The organism is Shewanella gelidimarina, from assembly GCF_023283945.1.
Classification (GTDB): Bacteria; Pseudomonadota; Gammaproteobacteria; order Enterobacterales; family Shewanellaceae; genus Shewanella; species Shewanella gelidimarina.
On record NZ_JAKIKW010000022.1, the window covers coordinates 76180 to 94904 of the forward strand.

Genomic DNA, 18725 nt, shown 5'->3' on the forward strand with positions numbered 1-18725 from the left:
TGATGATCATACTTGAGGATAATTGAATGTAGTGCGGAGGGGGCGAGCGCACTGAGGCGCCCGCATGTGTCAATTTGTCACTAGGATACTGCTATAACGTACGACGTGGAGGTACAGCCACATTAGCAAAGATAAGCCCTGCCACAATGGACATGAATATAAGGAATATCTGTGTGCCAAGGTGCGACTGGTTGAACATCGTCTCACCTAAAATTAGGGTATTCAACCCGATATAGGTTTTGCTGCCGGGTACCAAGATGACGATGCCTTGTAATAGCGCAATAGTCGCTGGTGCTTTCATCCAACGGGCATAGAGGTTTGAATATACACCTACCGCTAATGCACCAAAGAAAATACCAATAGAATCGCCAAAGTAAATGCTGGCGAGCATGGCAGAGAAAAAGGCGACAATCCCCGCAAGAACACCCCAAGGAGAGTCTTTCATGCGCGCTTTAAAGATAATGACGAGTGCCATAGATAGAATCGGTACTGCAGACCAAACGGCCCATTTAGGCAGTGATTCTGGCGGTATATAGGTGGTTTCACCAAACAGTGCTTTACCTATTGTTAAGCCAAGGATCACTCCGAAATAGAGCTTAAACAGCAGCATGAATGCATCCATCACCCTTGCTGTACCTGAGATGAGATCTCGTGCGGCTAACTCCGCTAACCCCAGTGTTAATGCTAAGCCCGGAATAAAGATGATGATGCCGGAGAGTATGACCACCGGAATGTTCATACTGGGATCAAACTTGGCAATACCGCATGCGGCAACCGCGCATAAAATAGCCGCTAGGGGTTCCAGCATCTCAGCCATGCGCTTAGAGCGTTCGGCGCGGTAGACCAAGCCATAAACCATAAGGCCTAATATACCTGACCAAAAAACATCGTTCCAACTGGTGCCCATTAACATGGCAAAGGCGCCCGCTGAGCTACCAAAAGCCAATAATGTTAAGGCGGTGCCGTAAGGGTTAGGCTTATTGGATATCTCTTCTAAGCGCTCAAGTGATTCGGTTAGCGTGCGTTTGCCAGACATTAGCTCTTCAACGAGTTCGTCGGTTCGCGCTAATGAGCCTAAATCGAGTTCACCAGGGTTAACTCGTGCCACGTGATTGTATTCTTGATCTTCATCGTGTTGCAGTACGAAGGTCATGGCGGTGGGTGAAACCAAGAAATAACCTTCTATGCCGAGCAGCTTTGACACTGCTTGCAGGTGTGCTTCAAGCCGATAGGCTGGCGTGCCAAATTTATGCAGTGCTTTACCGAGTCGAATGATAAAACGTCGCTTCTCTAGAAACTCTTGATTGTTCACAATGGCTGTTCGCTATATATCTTGGTTGTAAGGCTTAATTCTTATCAATAAACACTGACTTATTGAGCTTATTTACCGCTGCAATGTATCACTGTTTATTGGCTGATTATTGACGAGCGCATCTTACCTGATTTGCTCTAAAAAGGTTGCGATTTATTTACTTAATGTTCGTAAATTGTAATGCTGTGTCGTTAATCACAATAACAAATAGGATGTTCCATGCCACTTGCGATATCAGGTCTGTATATTAGCCTTACTGCATTACTCGTTATAGCGTTAGCCTATCGAGTCATAAAAATAAGAAAAACACATAAAATTGGCATTGGTACTGCCGGTAATGAGCCACTGAGTCTTGCTTGTCGAGTGCATGAAAATCTACTCGAAAACGCACCGATAGCGATGTTGTTATTTGTGGTTGCTGAAAGTAACGGTACTAGCGCCGCGGTATTGCATATTTTTGGTACGCTTTGGATTGTGTCACGCTTGATGCATGCCATCGGTTTAACACAAGGCAAAGGGGGTTATCACTTTGGCCGCTTCTGGGGAGTATTGATGACATGGGCAGTGATTGTGGGCTTAGTCGGGGTGAATATTGTAGCGTTTGCGAGCAGCTTATAGTTATCTAAAACAATATCTACTAGAGTTAGATACAGGTTCTTTAGGCGATGACAAGCCCCGTCCAGCAATACCCACAGCCAATTAAGGGTTATGCCCAAGCCACTTGAAAGTGCAGATTTCAGTGGGAATTTAATCGGCTTTAGGCGAGGAGTAGATTGTAGTTAATGGTTATTCCCTTAATAAAATCTATAACAAAGTATAAAGCCGATTAAAACCCATCGTAGAAGGCTTTTTGCAAGCTCACTTCGTTGTTGTGCCAGTTTGAAAGGGAATCACCATTCCTACACTGGCACGCCTAAATTTGAACATGCAAACACCCGCTGGCTAATACCCACAGCCAATTAAAGGACATATAGACTATACTAAAAAAAGCATTATTCTGATGCTTTTTTAGTCACACCTATGGTGCGGAGCCTGTTATACTCCGCGTCCCCGTTGTGAGAGCAAGTTGGGGCGCGAAACCCGCGTAATCTTTAGTATCTCTGTCAGGCTGTTAATTCCATGCAAGTAGAATCCACATTATTTACTCATCCTAAATTCCGCACCGAACTTACCCGTCCGGCGCCATTTTTGCCTATGTCTCGCAAAGAGATGGACAAGCTCGGCTGGGATAGCTGCGATATTATTATTGTTACCGGTGACGCTTATGTGGATCACCCAAGCTTTGGTATGGCGGTGATTGGCAGAATGCTCGAAGCCCAAGGCTTTAGAGTCGGGATCATCTCGCAGCCAGATTGGTCTAACAAAAATGAATTCATGAAGTTAGGTAAACCTAATCTCTATTTTGGCATTACTGCGGGCAACATGGATTCGATGATCAACCGTTACACCGCTGAGCGTCGCATGCGTCATGACGATGCCTACACCGCGGGTAACCTTGGTGGTAAACGTCCTGATCGCGCCGTGACTGTGTATGCCCAGCGTTGTAAAGAAGCCTTTAAGCAAGTTCCTGTCGTGATTGGTGGTATTGAGGCGAGTCTACGCCGAATAGCGCATTACGATTACTGGTCAGACAAAGTGCGTCGCAGTGTCATCTTAGATGCCAAAGCTGACATCTTAGTTTACGGCAATGCCGAACGCCCGCTGGTGGAGCTGTCGCACCGTTTAGCCAGTGGCGAGCCTATCGGCCAGCTACATGATATCCGCGGTACGACCGTGATCCGTAAAGAGCCGCTGCCTGAGTGGAAGGGCATGGATTCGCGTAAGCTCGATCAGCTACATAAAATTGAACCGATCCCGAATCCTTATGGCGCTGATGACGTGGGTTGCAAAAACCTCTCAGGCCCAACGGATGAGAAGATATTTGATAACGACGCCCCTAAAGCCATTAGTGTGCAGCCAGCGAGGCCTAAACCGTGGGAAAAGACCTACGTGTTACTGCCTAGTTATGAAAAGGTCTCAGAAGACAAATTTTTATATGCGCATGCGTCGCGTATTTTGCATCAAGAGCAAAACCCAGGTTGTGCTCGAGCGTTGTTTCAGAAACATGCCGAGCGTGCTATTTGGGTCAATCCTCCTGCATGGCCACTGAATACTGACGAGATGGATGGCGTATTCGATTTAGCCTATAAACGTGTACCGCATCCATCGTATGGCAAAGATATTATTCCAGCCTACGACATGATTAAGACCTCAATCAATATCATGCGCGGTTGCTTTGGTGGTTGTTCTTTCTGCTCTATTACCGAGCACGAAGGCCGAATTATCCAAAGTCGTTCACAAGAGTCTATTGTGAAAGAGATAAAAGATATTCAACAGAAAGTGCCTGGCTTTACTGGGGTAATTTCCGATCTTGGTGGCCCAACGGCTAACATGTATCGCCTAGGCTGCTCTAGCGTAAAAGCTGAGAGTACTTGCCGCCGTCTATCCTGTGTATTCCCCGCCATTTGCGGCCATTTAGATACTGACCATCAAGCCACCATCGATCTGTACCGCGCTGCGCGTGATGTGCCCGGGATTAAAAAAGTATTGATCGCCTCGGGCGTACGCTATGACCTCGCAAGTGAAGATCCTCGCTACGTTAAAGAGCTCGCAACCCATCACGTGGGTGGCTATCTTAAGATTGCGCCAGAGCATACTGAAGATGGACCGCTAAACAAGATGATGAAGCCCGGCATGGGCAGTTATGATAAATTTAAAGAGCTTTTTGATAAGTATTCGAAAGAGGCGGGTAAGAAACAGTACCTGATCCCATACTTCATCTCGGCGCATCCAGGCACGACCAACGAAGACATGGTTAACTTGGCATTGTGGCTAAAAGGTGAAAAATTCAAACTGGATCAAGTGCAAAACTTCTATCCATCGCCGATGGCCAATGCCACCACGATTTACCATACTGGACTGAACTCGCTAAAGAATGTGAAGCATACGAGTGAAGAGGTGACGGTACCGAAAAAAGGTCGTCAACGTAAACTGCACAAAGCCTTGCTGCGTTACCATGATCCTTTAGGCTGGCCGATGATCCGTGAAGCTTTGATTGCCATGGGTAAAGAGAAGCTCATTGGCAACAGCCCTTCCTGTTTAGTGCCAGCCGAATCGCGTCAAGAACGGGACGCGCTGCGCAGTAAAAAGAAACTCGTGACCAAAGATGATGGAAAAGGTCAGAAAGCCTTTACGCGTTTTTCTGCCGATCAGTTTGATGATCGTAAGCAAGGTGAAGCTAAGAAAGCTGGCGCTAGTGCTGATAATTCTAACAAGGCAGGGCAAGCTAAAGCAGGCCAGTCCAAAGCCAAACCTGGCGGTCAACGTCCGGTTAAGAAAAATGCTTGGGGCACCACGCCAAAGCATCAAAGGTAATGATTGCGCGCTTTCACAGCGCTATCTAAATCATAAAAATAAGGGAATATCATTGGATATTCCCTTTTTATTGGAGTGAACAATGGCTGACCATCCAGATGACATCACCACTGATTATAGTGACGAAAGCTTTTGGCAAAAAGTGAAACAGTTTGCTCAAAAAGCGGGCCTAGAGGTGATAGATAAGGCGTTATGCCTTTATTATGCCGCGCAGCGTCCAGATACCCCTCGATGGGCTAAAACCATTATTTTTGGTGCACTGGCTTACTTTATTGCCCCCATTGATGCGATACCCGATCTAACCCCCGTGGTGGGCTTTTCAGATGATTTAGGTGCGCTTGCAGCAGCTTTGGCTATGGTGTCTATGTATGTCGATGACAAGGTCAAAACCCAAGCGGCAGAAAAATCAGCCGCTTGGTTTGATTAAGATTGATCCATTAACAGAACCAATGAAGTGGTGAATGACGAGTAGATCCAGATACTTATGATCTATAGTCTCCATAATCACAGTGTTGCGTGATCTTACTGCTACGACTCATTAATAATCTTATCCGGCGATGGTCGTTGCTGGTGTGCCTGCTGCAACGCGGTCCCGTACCTGACGTGATTTATCACTGTTAAACATCGCTAGCAAAGCCGCTGTCTCCAGCGGCATTGTTTGGCCATTATTTAAGTTTGAATTGACTCACTATTAGCTCGAGTTGATGGTTGGCTGTGGCGAGGTTGACGGTTTCATTACTGGTGGTCTCGCCGTTCATGGCCAGCTCACTTGCCATTTCGCAAATGGCAGACATGTTGCGGGTAATTTCACTCGATACCGAGCTTTGCTCCTCTGCGGCGGTGGCTATCTGGGTATTAAGATCATTAATTTGATTGACTGAGTCACCAATGGCATCAAGATCGCTGGCCACGATTTCGGTGGTTTCAGCTGTTTTTATACAGGTATTCTTGGTGGCATCCATTGAGGACATTGCCGCATTAGACGCTTCTCTAAGTTTATTGAGGGTCGATTCTATTTCTGCAGTGCTTGATTGAGTTCTGGCGGCTAACGCTCTGACTTCATCAGCAACAACCGCAAACCCGCGTCCTTGTTCGCCCGCACGAGCCGCTTCTATGGCGGCATTAAGTGCTAATAGATTAGTTTGGTCGGCAATTTCACCGATCACCTTTAGTACCTGAGTGATGTTTATGGTGTCTTTATCTATTTGCTCAATATTGGTTGAGGTGTTTTGGACTTCTTGCACAAGCTGAGCCACGGTGCTGGTTGCCTTGGCGACAACCGCTTTTGACTCCATGGTTTGATTCTTGGTGACTTGGGTGAAAGAGGCGGTTTCGGCGCCGTTTCTCGCAACATCGTTGGCGGTAGCACTCATCTCTTCAACGGCGGCGACGATCTGCTCGGTCTCAGTGGTGTGCGCGCTTAAAATGGAGCGATTGGCGTCAGTTTCTGATTTTAAGCGTTCAACACTGCTGGCGATATGGGTTGATGATTGCAGTACCTCTAACATCATCGATTGCAGGCTTTCGATGAACAGGTTAATGCCTTTTGAGATCTGGCCTAAATCATCTTCATTTTTAACCTCTAAGCGTCGAGTCAAATCCCCATTACCCATAGACAGTTCGGTGACCATCTCTTTGAGGGACAGAATGGGCTTATAAAGTACAAACAACACGCCGAGTAACACACTGATCGCCAGCGCTAGCATAATAGCGGAAGATAACATGGCGCGATAAAGCGCACTGTCGACAGCGGCATAGGCCACGGATTTATCTAGGCCGACAAACAAGTACCATTTTTTGCCATTAACTAAATTAATGGCTTTTGAAACCGCGAGCTTATCGATGCCATCTAGGGTGTATTCCTGCATGGTTTCATCATTTGACAATAATGTCTGCTGTACTTGCGCTAAGCCAAAGTCAGAAAAGCGGGTTCCTGTGACCAGAGTCTGAGATTCTGATGCCAGTACTTTGCCTGTTTGGTCGGTAATTAGGGTGACTGCGCCCGGATAGTTAACGGCTTTGACGGTATCACTCAGGTAAGTGAGTTCTATGTCTCCAAGTACCACGCCATCCCCGAGGTTTTTTAAAATAGAAATTACATCATGGCCGGTGCCGTCATCGACATAAATATCGGTGATATCGAGATTGTTAGAAGACTTGCCTTGTTGATACCAAGGGCGAGTGCGCGGATCATATTTTTCAGGTATCGCTTTGCCATTGACCCACTTGCTACTGGTCTCGGTTGAATAGGCGCTGCCATCGTCAAAACCAAAGTAGATCCGTGCAACACCGCCGACATCCGTTGATAATCTTGCCGCATTAACATAGTTATCGCGATAACTGCCAGTGTGATAATGCTTGGCTAAGGAATCGATGGCATCGGCTTTTTCTTTAAACCAGCTTTCAATATTAGCTGACTCATATTTAACGACATTGGTCAGTTTTTCATTGGTACTGGCAATGGTGCTTTGTTTGAGCTCTATGTAGGACAACCAGTTTGAGATCACAAGACAAAGTGTGACTAAAGTCACCATTGACGCGATGAGCGATTTTCTAAATCCTAGCAATTTTTTATCTCCACGATATGACGCGAATAAAAAGAGGCCGGGGGACGGCCTCATTAGGTGGGAGCTTACAGACGTGCGACTACGCTAAACTAAATTAGCCTTGCCAAGTCAGGTTGAAGTCGTATCTAAAGCCGATGGTCACGGCTTGGTCGTCTTCGCGGTTGTCATAGCTTTTATCGAGGTATTCTAAGTGGACGCGCACGTTAGCGAGTGGATTCCATTCCAGCGTGGTATTAAAGCCGTCATAGTCGGCTGAGGTGGTGTCATTAATACCGTCTTTAAATTGGAAATAACCAAGTTTAACTTTGTAATCATCGCTAATAGGATAGGCAAATGCGGTGTCTAAGGTGCTGCCACTGCGATCTTTATTCATGCTGCCAGCATTATAGTTATACTGCTTATCTTGGTAACTAACAGCCATATACATGTCGTTACTGAAGGTATAAGCCACTACGCCACCGACGGTTTTGTCATCACCCTCTACGCCACTAGTATCGGCAGTATTTTGGGCGACATAACCTAAACCTATGTGCAGTTGATTAAGATCGTAACCCACACCCACGTTGATCATGTCGGTTGCATCTTCACCACTATCACCATCAAACTGTGCACCTGCCATCCAGGTGAAGTCGCCAGTGACGAGTTGGTAAGTGACAAAGTTATCGACAAAGAATGGGCTTTCATGGTCATACGCGTAAGGGCTGTTACCGTGGTTAAAGATATCCACATACTCAGCAACTAGGGTGTATTGCGCAGGTCGCTGCTTACCAATACCGACTTGGCCGTAAGGTGAAGCAATAGCGGCATAAGCCTGACGTGCTTTACCAAAATTACCAGAGTTGGCGATATCAACGCTCCATTCGCCTTGAGCAATCGCAGTCCAGCCATCAGCAAATTCAGTGCTGGCTTTAATCCCGATACGAGACAGTGCATCACGCACATCCCAAGTTTTATCTTGGCCGTCATCTAAGTAACTTAATGTCGGACGAATCGAGCCATAAAGACTGACTTGGCTATTTTCAAATTGTGAAGGAGCCGCATTTTTTTCTAGCTGGGCGATACGGGCTTCAAGCGAGGCCGTATCTTCTGCAGCGTAAGCGTTTACACAGCATAAACTAACCGCAATCGCGACGAGTGACTTAAGTGTTTTCATCGGTGTATTTCCCTATATTTCGGCCGCAAAAATCCCCCCTCTCTAGTGAGTAGAGTGGCAATGCAGCACGAATGAATGAGTGTTGGTTTGAAATGCTCATCAGCCTTTGTTAGCTGATGAGCAGGGCGAGTCCTTTAGTGAGCTGGTATTATTTCAGCTTCTTGAACCATAAGTTGTGGTGTTGCTTAGCCCAGTTTTCGTCACAATAACCAGAGGTCATGTTAGACATGCCGCCTTCGGACATCACTGTCGCCATGAAGATGTGTACCACTGAGAAAGCGCTGATGATGATGGTTGAAACAATGTGCATTGCCAGCATCAAATTCGCGGTATTCTTAGTAACAGCAAAGGTTTCAGGGAACATCATTGTCAGACCAGAAATCACCATCAAGCCACCAAAGAGTGCAAATACCCAGAACCAAAGCTTTTCACCTGCGTTGGCAAAGCCTGCATCTGGATGATGCTTCTTACCAGTATTGAGGTAACCACCGAGCACGGCAAACCACTTAAGGTCATAGCTGGCTGGAATTTGCTTTGGTGCCCACATCACTATCATCAGGATGTAACCTAAGATGAAGGGGAACGCCATTAGCTCATGCAGACCGCTAGAAAGACCGACTAATGATCCCCAGCTAGAGGCATTCATGCTTGGCTCAAAGTAGTGTCGACCACCCGCTAAGACTAAGCCCGTTAGCATAAGCAGGATGCAGGCAATCGCTCCCAGCCAATGCACACTGACGCTTAAGCCTGACCAACGTTTGATCATCTTACCTGAGAAACCTTTATCCAGACGTGAGACACCGTTCACCATGATGAAGATGATAAACAACGCGATCACGCCAAACAGGCTGGCAAAAACCAAAAATGCGATACTTTCAGTGGCTGCTAAGTAACCCAGAATAGTTTCGTCAGCATCTTCAGGTATTGATGCTGGCATCAATAACTCAGGTTGCGTCGGCATACCGCGTATTTCAGGGATGTCACCTGGAATAGCTTCTACTTGAATTTCCTGCCATTGCTGAGGCTGCAATGTCGCAACGTCAGCGGCCATGGCTGCCGTTGAGACAAACAGGCTCATGACAATAAAACTAAACAATCTTATTGCTCTGTTCATTCGTAACTCCTTTAGCGATGTTAGGTCGCCTATTGGGTACTTTCCGTCGAATATCTGAGGGGTATAGATTCAGGTATCGACGGACATTACCGTTTCACTCGGTACAAAGTGGGTTAACTTATCGTGTATAAAGTCAACTCATCACTGCATTTTTTGGGTGATTAAAAGGTGCAGCTCAGTCGCAAACTCGCGCCAAAAAGCTTGCTGGGCATGGTTCTTTATCCCTTCACAGAAGGGCGTGATCCAAGTGCCAAGGTGCTTAGTGATGAACTCGTCGCCAATGGCTGTGAGTTCCTCGAAGGCGTCGATATTATTGGCTGCTTTCTGCTCACTCGCTAACGCGTGAACACAGTAGAGAAACTCCAGTTCGTTACCGATAAAGTCGGCAGGTTCATTGAATTTATCATCAATGACCAAGCCAATCTCTTGATAGAACTCGGCAACTCTGACTGTTTCATCTGTATTCATGACATGGTTGCCGCTGCGATAAACGCCCTCGTAAGGGGCAACCAACAGCTTATATGGCCCGATACACATACGGTTGAAGTCAAACTCCAATTCCGATGAGTCATCGACAAATTTCTTTGCTTCTGTGAGCAAAGCGCTATCGGGGCGGTTCGCTTCGAGATATGCGATCATGCCCGTTAACGCCTCTGTCCCTGAGGGCGCGAAAATCATCGATTTATAGGCAAAGTATGCAGTTGCCATCGGACCATATTGTGCAGTCATTATGCGCGTTCCTTAATAATCACCATGTTTGGTTTCGTGATGCAATCGCCGTAACCGACACCTTCTTTACTGGCAGAAGGTTTCTTTAACACCTCATCGATGTTACCTACTTGGATACATTCAACTGGACAGCCAGCAACGCAGGCGGGTGCCATGCCACGGTCTAGTAGTTCGACACACATGTTGCACTTGTCAGCCTTACCATCGTCTTCACGAATGTTGACCGCAGAGTACGGACAGGCGCTGACGCACAGGCCACAACCAGTACATTTCTCACGATCTAGCACCACGATACCGTCATCTCTGACATGGTAGGCCTTAGTAGGACAAACCATTAGGCAAGCAGGGTTTTCACAATGCATGCAAGAGTGAGATAACCACACGTCAACAGCGCCATCTTCGCGTTGTACTTCATAACGGTCGACTTTGCGGAATCTATGATTTTCAGGCAACTCGTTGTGAATTTGGCAGGCGACAGTACAGGCACCACAACCAACACAGTTCTCTTGTCTGAAGACAAAGCCCACTTTTTGATTAATAGACATCTTTTACTCCTTAGGCTTTTTCTAACGCGACATTAGTCGAATGGTAGGCTGAACAGCCGCCCATATCGGTTAACTTGTCGGTAGTGAGGTTGTTGGTACAACTGGCTCTGCCCTGAGGGTCCATACGGCGCCAGTTGTTCTTGGGTGCCATTACGGTACCGCGGCCAACCTGACTTGAAACCTGTGCGGTGAAGAACGCTTCGCCACGGTGGTTGCTGAGTCGGACTGTGTCGTTATTCTTAATGCCTAACTCTTTTGCGTCTTCGGTATTAACCTTGGCAAAATACGCCGGGAAGTTACGAATATACTTCACGTTATAGAAGGCGCTGTTTGCACGTTGGGGGATCGCAGGAGATAACATGCGGAATGGCAAGTTTTTCTCTTCTGGGATCATCTCATCTTCAGGTAAACCGAAGTCAATGACGGGGTGGTAACCGGCGTCAATCATCATCTGAGAATGGAATTCAATCTTGCCACTGTCAGTTTTATACTTACCATCACCGAAGTAAGGGCGTTGATCGTAAACGGTGACAAATTTCTCTTTGATGATCTGTTCGTAGGTGATGTTGTTGTGTCTGAACGCAGGTTCTTCAGTGTCTAAGAAATCACGCAGAATTTGTTCATAATCGACGCGCATCTCTGGGTGGTGATCTAGTCCCATATGAGCAGCTAACTCTTTGAAGAAGATCCAGTTATCTTTAGATTCACCTAAAGGCTCAATCACTTTCTCAGAAGTTTGCATGTGGTAACAGTTGTAATCGGTACCCATATCTGGGAACTCGAACTGCGTGGTCGATGGTACAATAATATCGGCAAGTTCCGCCGTATCTGTCATTAAGAAATCATGGACGACTAAGAACAGATCATCACGCATAACACCGCGGCGACAGGCGTTGGAATCTGGCGCAACGGAAACAAAGTTACCATTGTAGTTAATCACAGCTTTAATAGGCTTGATTGGTTTACCATAGCCAGTCGGATCAGTCGGGTGAAGCGCTTTGGCTATCTCCGTCATGTTGACATGCCCTACGGTGTCGCCATTGGGATGGATATGATCGGCACGACCTTTAGAGTAGTTCAGGCTGTCATCGGCTTGGGTGTTATCGTAAACGAAACCATTACCAATCTTACCGAATTGACCCGCAACAGCGTGCATCATCGCGATAGCACGAGACATACGAGCGCCGTTGTAGTTACGCTGCATACCGTAACCTAGACGTAATACCGATAGTTCAGACTCACCGTAGACCTTGGCGAACTTGAACATCTTCTCTGTCGGTACACCGGTAACCTTCTCAATTTCCTCGTAACTCATTTCGTCGAGACGTTTAAGCAGGTCTTGGTAGCCCAGAGTGTTCGCTTCGATAAACTTAAGATCGGCTAAGTTATTTTCGATCAAGTATTTCATGATACCGGCAGCAAGATGGGTATCAGTACTTGGCTTTGGTTGTAACCAAATATCAGCTTGTGACGCAATCGGCGTACGTATCGGGTTCACCACTAACAGTTTGGCACCCTTATCGCGTGCCTGGTTGATGAACTTGATGCCGTGAACGTTGGTTGCCGTTTCGTTCTGACCCCAAGAGATATAACAGTTGGTGTAGATGTTGTCGTATGGATCTGGACCTTGGTATGTACCTGTCACAGATTTAAGACCTTCATAGGCAGCGAATACACACACCTTACGGTCTAGCTTACGAGCACCAACGGCATTGAAGAAACGGCTTGGTCCGCCGTATTTACCAATAACACCTTCATGACCTGAGTAGCTGTATGGCAGAATCGAATCAGAGCCGTGCTCTTTGATGATTGTCTTCAGACGAGAGCTGATTTTTTCATAGGCTTCATCCCATGAAATACGACGCCACTTGCCTTCGCCCTTTTCACCCGCACGTTCCATTGGATGTAAGATACGATCGGCAGCATAAGTGTACTGCACATAGGCATGACCCTTAACACAAGGTGAGGTGCCCATTTTCTTCATCTCTGAAGCACCTTCGACATAGGTCATACGGCCATTTTGCACGGTAAACTTCAGCAAACAGCGGTCAGCACAGTTACGTTGGCAAGTGTGATATTTGATCTCACCTTCGCGCTTGAGTAATTTGTCTGGTGCGCCGCCACGTTGTTCCGTAGCGCTGGCAATGCCGGGCATCAAGCCTGACAGAGAGCCTACAACGGAGCTTGCTCCTACTCCCTGCAGGAAGGTGCGTCTGTTAATCTTCATATGTGTTCCCCATCTTGATAGTGTTTATTCACTACTTATATTTTTTGCGTTGACGACATGAATATTACTTGTGAGTAACTTAACTTCAGGCGTAGTTAGTACTTACTCTATTTTGAACGGTTTAGTTCTGGTGTTACTCCTTTAACGGTCAAATCAGGCCTCTCATCGACACTGGTTTTGACTTCTCCTATGAATAGCTCACTAGGCTTCACTGGCTAAACGCCATTCTCTTTCTAGCCCACAAATTAATTTAGATTTTACCCAGCTGAATGCGGCCGAATGATTGGTATTGCCAAATAGTACATAGTTACCAATCTCACGATTTTCACGGCGACGTATTCGACATTTCTGTGCCAGATCTTCAGGCAATTTGACATAGTCAATGCCGGGTAACATATTGACGAATTGACGCGTAAATTGGTTACAGCTCAGCGTGATGGCATTGGTTTCACTTAATAGTCGCATTGCGGAGGCTAGACTGTCGGTATAGCCCTCGACTTCCATGCATAGATCTTGTTCACGGCATAAATTAACTAACAGCGGGCAAACAAGGTCGTCGTAATTATCAATCTCTAAACAGGAATAACGAGACAGGCTTTCAAGCGTGAGCGGCTGATTGAAAATGGGGTGCGCACGTTTAGCTAAAATATAGAGACTGTCAGTTTCTGAGAACATTTCGTAGTTGAGATTTTTGCCATTAAACCCTTCGTATACGACTACAAAATCCATATCGCCATTGGCGAGTTCGGTAGAGCAGTCATGGGTCAATACTCTGACATCAAACCTTAAGTTAGGTGCTTCTTGCAAAATGTCATCGCGAACGACTTTTTGCACCGCATAGACAAACTCATCGTAAGCATGAATAACAAACTGCCCACCAGATTCTGCTGGGGTGAACACTGAATGCTGCATCTCTATTTTTTGGTACTGTTCAACCAGACTTTTTGCCATTGGGATGAGTTGATGAGTTTTCTCGGTAGCCACAAAGCCAGAGCAGCGTCTTATAAAAAGAGAGTCTTTAAATATATCTCTCAATATTTTCAAGGTTCTACTCACACCAGAAGCCGTCATGCCCAATTCATTTGCAGCTTGATGGCTTTGTCCATGCTCATATATAGCAATAAACACTTTTAATTGATTATAATTTAGTTGGTCTATTTTGTTCATGGCAAATTCACTGGCTGAATTAATTGATTGGTATCATCTATATAATAGTTGTGATGTTCAGTGTTATAAGTCACATTTTTAAAAAGCTTGTTTTTATATTTTTGATATAGGTCTCGTGTTTTACATATTAACATTCGCAAATGTCGAAAAGTGATATTTGCTATGGACATTTTTATATATGTAACTTCTATGTGTATTACTGGTTAAGTTGTACTTTGGTACTAGATGTGACCACCGTTATTACTGGCGTAAGCGCATGTTTTACATATGCTTTATCTGCTTAGTCATTTAGATCGCTTTAGTGATTAATTAAAGTGAGACATAAAGCCAAGTATGTTTTTGTACTCTATAAATTATATCCAAAAATCATCTAACGATTTAATTTCACGAAAATAATAATTATTTTTCTATTGTGACCTTTATTTGATATTTGCAGCTTTAATTATTCCTTTGTATATATGTTTACATGTTTGAGTGTATTTTATATATAGAGTTTTTATAAGTGGTTTCAGTAATTATTTATTGAACCCATAATAAGGAATAATTATGTTGGATAGACGCTCCATATTAAAAATGGCCGCTGGTGGTGCAATGTTAACGCTGATCCCAAGCGTTCAACTTCAAGCTAAAACCCCAGGTAAAAGATTGGCTATGGTGTTTGATGTTCGCCGTTGCACAGGGTGTCTATCTTGTACTGTGTCCTGTGCAATGGAAAACCAAACCGATACCGGCCGTTGTCGAACTCGAGTCAACCAAGCTGCAATTGAGCTGGACGGTGGCTTTGCGACGCTGGCGGTACCAAATCAATGTAATCAGTGTGATAACCCACCCTGCGTTGATGTTTGCCCAGTAGAAGCAACCTACAAACGTAAAGAGGATGGCATTGTGGTTATTGACCATGATGAGTGTATCCATTGCCAGTTATGTGTCGATGCTTGCCCATATGGGGCAAGACGCAAAGATGAAACCTTAGAATCACCTCCCGAGAAGTGTAACTTCTGTATTCATCGAGTCTCAGCAGGATTACTACCTGCATGTGTTGAAACTTGTATTGGTGAAGCGCGTAATTTTGGCGACCTCAATGATCCAAACAGTAAAGTATCGCAACTGGTTCGCGATAACTCGGTTTACGCCATGCTGGCGGGTGAGGGAACTAAGCCAAATATTTTCTATATTGGTTTACCTGAACAACCGAAAGACAAGCAGATCTTGTCACTTAATTTCCTTGAATGGCAACGCTAGGAGCGGGTAATGGACAGACGTAAATTTTTAACGCAAGCGGGCGCTGTTTCTGTGGCTGCTGCCACAGTGGGTTGTGGCAAGATGGCTCAAGCTACACATCCTGAACGCAGCCAAGATGTCAGTCGTTTTGGTCATCCGATCCCAGCAGAGTGCCAGCAAGATGCTAATGGGCAATGGCAACTCACCCAAGGCGTGCGCACTGCATATTCTAGGTGTTTTAGCTGCTATAACATTTGTGGTCTTCGAGTGCGTATCGACGAAGCCAGTGACAAAGTGCTCAAAGTCGGTGGTAATCCATATTGTGAGAATAACTCTGGTTCTCCATTGCCGATAGCGATGGCTGTTAAGCAAAGTTATATTGCTTTAGCGGGTGAGGCCGGACTCGAAAACCGTGCCACTACCTGTGCTAAAGGAGCCAGTTGTGCTGACTCTGTTGATGACGAACGCCGTGTCACTGATGTGCTTAAGCGTGATGGTCAACGTGGTGAAGGTAAGTGGGTCACCATTAGTTATGAGCAAGCATTAAAAGAAATTTTAGAAGGCGGCGATCTCTTTGGTGAAGGCCATGTCGAAGGTTTACGCAGTTTACGTCAACTCGACAAACCGGTTAAGCCTGGTTTCCCTGAGTTTGGCAGCGCGGCGAACCACCTGTTTGCTACCTACTGTGCCGAAGATACCTTACGCGGCAGCTTCTACGCTCGCTTTATGCAACAGTCTTGGGGCACGAGTAACTTAGGCACTAAGCATGCTTACTGCGGTGCAGCTCAAGCGACGGGTTATAGCTTAGGTATGGCTTCAGGCTTTGAAGAGTGGCTCAATGATGTTGATTGGGACAATGTCGAATATGGCTTGTTTATGGGCACCAGCCCCGGTTCTTCAGGTGCAAGCCTTAACCGCGTCGGTCGTGGTCTTGCTGATAGTCGAGTCGATAGAAAGTTCAAATATGTGTGTGTTGATCCACTGCTCAGAACCACAGTCGCTGCCGATACCAATGCAACATGGTTAGCGGTTAAACCTGGACAAGATGCAGCGTTCTCTTTTGGTGTGATTCGTACCATGCTAGAAGAGGGTTGGTTTAATAAAACCCACCTTGAAGGCGCCAGCGAGAAAGCGGCTAAAGCGGCAGGCGAGCTTAACTTTACCAATGCGGGTCACTTAGTGATTGTTGATGCGAAGCACCCCGATTACCGCCGTTTTGCAAAGGCAAAAGACTTTGGTTTAGGCGGGGATGAAGCGCTGATGATTAACGCCGATACACAGGACTTTGTGTCTGTTGAATCGGGTGACAAGGCTGAGCTCTTTGTCAGTAAAATCGTTAAAGACAAATCTGGTCGTCGGGTTAAATTAGCGTCTTCGTTGTATTTGTTAAGAGAAGAAACACAACGTACCAGCATGAAAGAGTACGCCGCCAAGTCGGGTATTGCGATTGCAGATATGCGCCAAGTGGCAAAAGATTTAGGTCGTTACGGTCGTAAAGCCTGTGTTGCTGGTAATGGTGGCACAAATTCGTCTGATGGTTTCGTTATGGGCTGGATCTGGGCAACGTTGAATACCTTAGTCGGTAGTCATGACGCTAAGGGCGGTGCTATTTACGGTAACGGGCCAATTGGTGGTATGGAAGGTCGCTATGATTTAGCCAGTATCGACAATGGCGTGAGCTTGGACGGTGTGGTTAATGCCTGCCGCGATGGGGCTTATGAGTCATCGACTGAATATAAGCAAAAACTCGCTAAAGGTGAAAACCCATACCCTGCTAGCACGCCGTGGCATGAGGTTCTGCCTGCGATGAATGCAGCAGAACAGTGGACGAGTCATGCCAATAACGACCCGTATCAAGCTAAAGTGTTGTTTAACTGGCGTAATAACTTTCTTTATAGCGCAGCCTCTATTAGCCAAGAAGTGGTCGCGAGTATTGCTGACCCTAAACGTTTACCGTTAATTATTGGCATTGATTGCCACATGAATGAGACGAATCGTTACGCTGATTATTTTATTCCTGATCGCTCAATGCTAGAAGAGTATGCCGCAGACCGTATGTGGGGCTCGCATATGTTGGGCGTGGTTGCAGCAGCGCCATTAGTGACACCAAGAACCGTTAAAAACGAAGCGGGTCAACATGTTTGTATGGAGCAGTTGTTAGTCGATATCGCACTCAATATGCAGCTTCCGGGCTTTGGTAAAGGCGCGATTGCCCATGAGGATGGTAGCAAGGCTGACTTGCTTTGTTTTGAAGATTGGCACGCTAAATATCTGGCAAATGTGGCATCACAATGCGAAAACTTGCCGACGGTTACGGCTGAAGATAGGCATTGGGCTGGACTTGATTATGCAATGAAGCCGTTGACGCCGAGACTTAACCCTAACGAGGCCAGTGAAGTTGAAGCACTGCTATCTCGTGGTGGCTACTATGTAGCAGATGAACGCTATGAAGGTGATTTTGTGAAGGGTGCAGGGGCCAAATGTCTGCAGATCTACCATGAAGCGGTTGCGCAGCTACGTCATGCTTATTCTGGTGAGCATTACCCAGGCACGATTACGTATCATCAGCATCGATTCTGGAACGGCGATAGCTGGGAAAGTCACTGGCCAGAAGCTGAGTACCCATTGCTGTTTTCGAGCTATAAGGCAACGGTGAGATCAAATTATGCAGTTGCTTACAAGCGTATTGCAGAGATCAGCCCGACTAACTTTGTCTATATGCATGAAGAAACAGCAAAGGCACAAAACTTAACCGACGGTGATCTAGTGAGATTAGTGACCGCCAATGGCAAGCCTGCCGAAGGGACATTACAAACCGATTTAGGTGTCGCAAGAGGGGCGGTATGTGTGTCTCATGGCTTTGGTCATTCAAAAGGCTTTGGTGGTGACGATAGAGTGATTAATGGGAAAAAATTGGCGGGCTTGAAAGAGCGTGCTGGTGGTATCGCGATTAATCAAATGATTCCTTCAGATCCAACGCGCAAACAAAGTGCCAGTATGCTCAATGATTATTGGACCGGTGCTAACTGCCGACACGGAATTCCAATTCGTGTTGAGAAAGCTTAATTACGATTACACGGTGGATCCTTCTCATATCTACAGCAGAGGGATCCATTGAATATCGTATGTCTAATGCAGATGATCTCAGATTCGGATCCAACACGTAAACAAAGTGCCAGTATGCTCAATGATTATTGGACCGGTGCTAACTGCCGACACGGAATTCCAATTCGTGTTGAGAAAGCTTAATTACGATTACACGGTGGATCCTTCTCA

13 protein-coding genes are annotated in these 18725 nt (G+C 46.0%); 5 read left to right on the top strand and 8 right to left on the bottom strand.

Annotated elements, in window-relative coordinates:
- Nucleotides 1–91: 91 nt before the first annotated feature.
- Entirely contained in the window at nucleotides 92–1312 is a 1221-nt protein-coding gene (locus tag L2729_RS17120; RefSeq protein ID WP_248989352.1) for a threonine/serine exporter family protein, read from the bottom strand.
- Nucleotides 1313–1531: 219 nt separating this feature from the next.
- Here L2729_RS17120 and L2729_RS17125 point away from each other — a divergent pair, with 219 nt between their 5' ends.
- From L2729_RS17125 to L2729_RS17135, 3 genes are all read left to right on the top strand, one after another.
- A complete protein-coding gene (locus L2729_RS17125) occupies nucleotides 1532–1930 on the top strand; it encodes an MAPEG family protein (RefSeq protein ID WP_248989353.1) in 399 nt (132 codons plus the stop codon).
- Nucleotides 1931–2431: 501 nt separating this feature from the next.
- The gene (locus L2729_RS17130; protein ID WP_248989354.1) at nucleotides 2432–4726 is read left to right on the top strand and encodes a YgiQ family radical SAM protein; all 2295 of its coding nucleotides are present in this window, start codon (nucleotides 2432–2434) and stop codon (nucleotides 4724–4726) included.
- 82 nt (nucleotides 4727–4808) lie between these two features.
- Complete coding sequence (locus tag L2729_RS17135; protein ID WP_248989355.1) at nucleotides 4809–5153, top strand: YkvA family protein; 345 nt, start codon at nucleotides 4809–4811, stop codon at nucleotides 5151–5153.
- A gap of 238 nt (nucleotides 5154–5391) precedes the next feature.
- On the opposite strand, the gene L2729_RS17140 is transcribed toward L2729_RS17135, so the two are convergent.
- The 7 genes from L2729_RS17140 to L2729_RS17170 form a co-directional block, all read right to left on the bottom strand.
- Entirely contained in the window at nucleotides 5392–7347 is a 1956-nt protein-coding gene (locus tag L2729_RS17140) for a methyl-accepting chemotaxis protein (RefSeq protein ID WP_248989356.1), read from the bottom strand.
- A 40-nt stretch (nucleotides 7348–7387) separates the two neighbouring features.
- Complete coding sequence (locus tag L2729_RS17145; protein ID WP_248989357.1) at nucleotides 7388–8446, bottom strand: porin; 1059 nt, start codon at nucleotides 8444–8446, stop codon at nucleotides 7388–7390.
- 148 nt (nucleotides 8447–8594) lie between these two features.
- Complete coding sequence (locus L2729_RS17150) at nucleotides 8595–9560, bottom strand: formate dehydrogenase subunit gamma (protein WP_248989358.1); 966 nt, start codon at nucleotides 9558–9560, stop codon at nucleotides 8595–8597.
- A 141-nt stretch (nucleotides 9561–9701) separates the two neighbouring features.
- Nucleotides 9702–10289: a TorD/DmsD family molecular chaperone gene (locus L2729_RS17155; protein WP_248989359.1), complete on the bottom strand. Its 588-nt coding sequence runs from the start codon at nucleotides 10287–10289 to the stop codon at nucleotides 9702–9704.
- Nucleotides 10289–10834: a 4Fe-4S dicluster domain-containing protein gene (locus L2729_RS17160; RefSeq protein WP_248989360.1), complete on the bottom strand. Its 546-nt coding sequence runs from the start codon at nucleotides 10832–10834 to the stop codon at nucleotides 10289–10291. Before L2729_RS17160 ends, L2729_RS17155 begins: the two co-directional genes overlap by 1 nt.
- A gap of 10 nt (nucleotides 10835–10844) precedes the next feature.
- Nucleotides 10845–13061, bottom strand: coding sequence for a molybdopterin-dependent oxidoreductase (locus tag L2729_RS17165; RefSeq protein ID WP_248989361.1), 2217 nt, complete (start codon nucleotides 13059–13061; stop codon nucleotides 10845–10847).
- Between the two features lie 201 nt (nucleotides 13062–13262).
- Nucleotides 13263–14228, bottom strand: coding sequence for a LysR family transcriptional regulator (locus L2729_RS17170; protein ID WP_248989362.1), 966 nt, complete (start codon nucleotides 14226–14228; stop codon nucleotides 13263–13265).
- A 546-nt stretch (nucleotides 14229–14774) separates the two neighbouring features.
- On the opposite strand from L2729_RS17170, the gene L2729_RS17175 reads away from it, so the two are divergent.
- Together L2729_RS17175 and L2729_RS17180 are read left to right on the top strand one after the other, a co-directional pair.
- Complete coding sequence (locus L2729_RS17175; protein WP_101093398.1) at nucleotides 14775–15470, top strand: 4Fe-4S dicluster domain-containing protein; 696 nt, start codon at nucleotides 14775–14777, stop codon at nucleotides 15468–15470.
- Nucleotides 15471–15479: 9 nt separating this feature from the next.
- The gene (locus tag L2729_RS17180; RefSeq protein ID WP_248989363.1) at nucleotides 15480–18515 is read left to right on the top strand and encodes a molybdopterin-dependent oxidoreductase; all 3036 of its coding nucleotides are present in this window, start codon (nucleotides 15480–15482) and stop codon (nucleotides 18513–18515) included.
- Nucleotides 18516–18725: the final 210 nt, after the last annotated feature.

Coding starts and splice junctions, on each gene's coding strand:
- L2729_RS17140 (WP_248989356.1), bottom strand. CDS start 7,347: ATGAGGCCGTCCCCCGGCCTCTTTTTATTCGCGTCATATCGTGGAGAT.
- L2729_RS17155 (WP_248989359.1), bottom strand. CDS start 10,289: ATGACTGCACAATATGGTCCGATGGCAACTGCATACTTTGCCTATAAA.
- L2729_RS17125 (WP_248989353.1), top strand. CDS start 1,532: ATGCCACTTGCGATATCAGGTCTGTATATTAGCCTTACTGCATTACTC.
- L2729_RS17145 (WP_248989357.1), bottom strand. CDS start 8,446: ATGAAAACACTTAAGTCACTCGTCGCGATTGCGGTTAGTTTATGCTGT.
- L2729_RS17135 (WP_248989355.1), top strand. CDS start 4,809: ATGGCTGACCATCCAGATGACATCACCACTGATTATAGTGACGAAAGC.
- L2729_RS17165 (WP_248989361.1), bottom strand. CDS start 13,061: ATGAAGATTAACAGACGCACCTTCCTGCAGGGAGTAGGAGCAAGCTCC.
- L2729_RS17175 (WP_101093398.1), top strand. CDS start 14,775: ATGTTGGATAGACGCTCCATATTAAAAATGGCCGCTGGTGGTGCAATG.
- L2729_RS17130 (WP_248989354.1), top strand. CDS start 2,432: ATGCAAGTAGAATCCACATTATTTACTCATCCTAAATTCCGCACCGAA.
- L2729_RS17160 (WP_248989360.1), bottom strand. CDS start 10,834: ATGTCTATTAATCAAAAAGTGGGCTTTGTCTTCAGACAAGAGAACTGT.
- L2729_RS17150 (WP_248989358.1), bottom strand. CDS start 9,560: ATGAACAGAGCAATAAGATTGTTTAGTTTTATTGTCATGAGCCTGTTT.
- L2729_RS17180 (WP_248989363.1), top strand. CDS start 15,480: ATGGACAGACGTAAATTTTTAACGCAAGCGGGCGCTGTTTCTGTGGCT.
- L2729_RS17170 (WP_248989362.1), bottom strand. CDS start 14,228: ATGAACAAAATAGACCAACTAAATTATAATCAATTAAAAGTGTTTATT.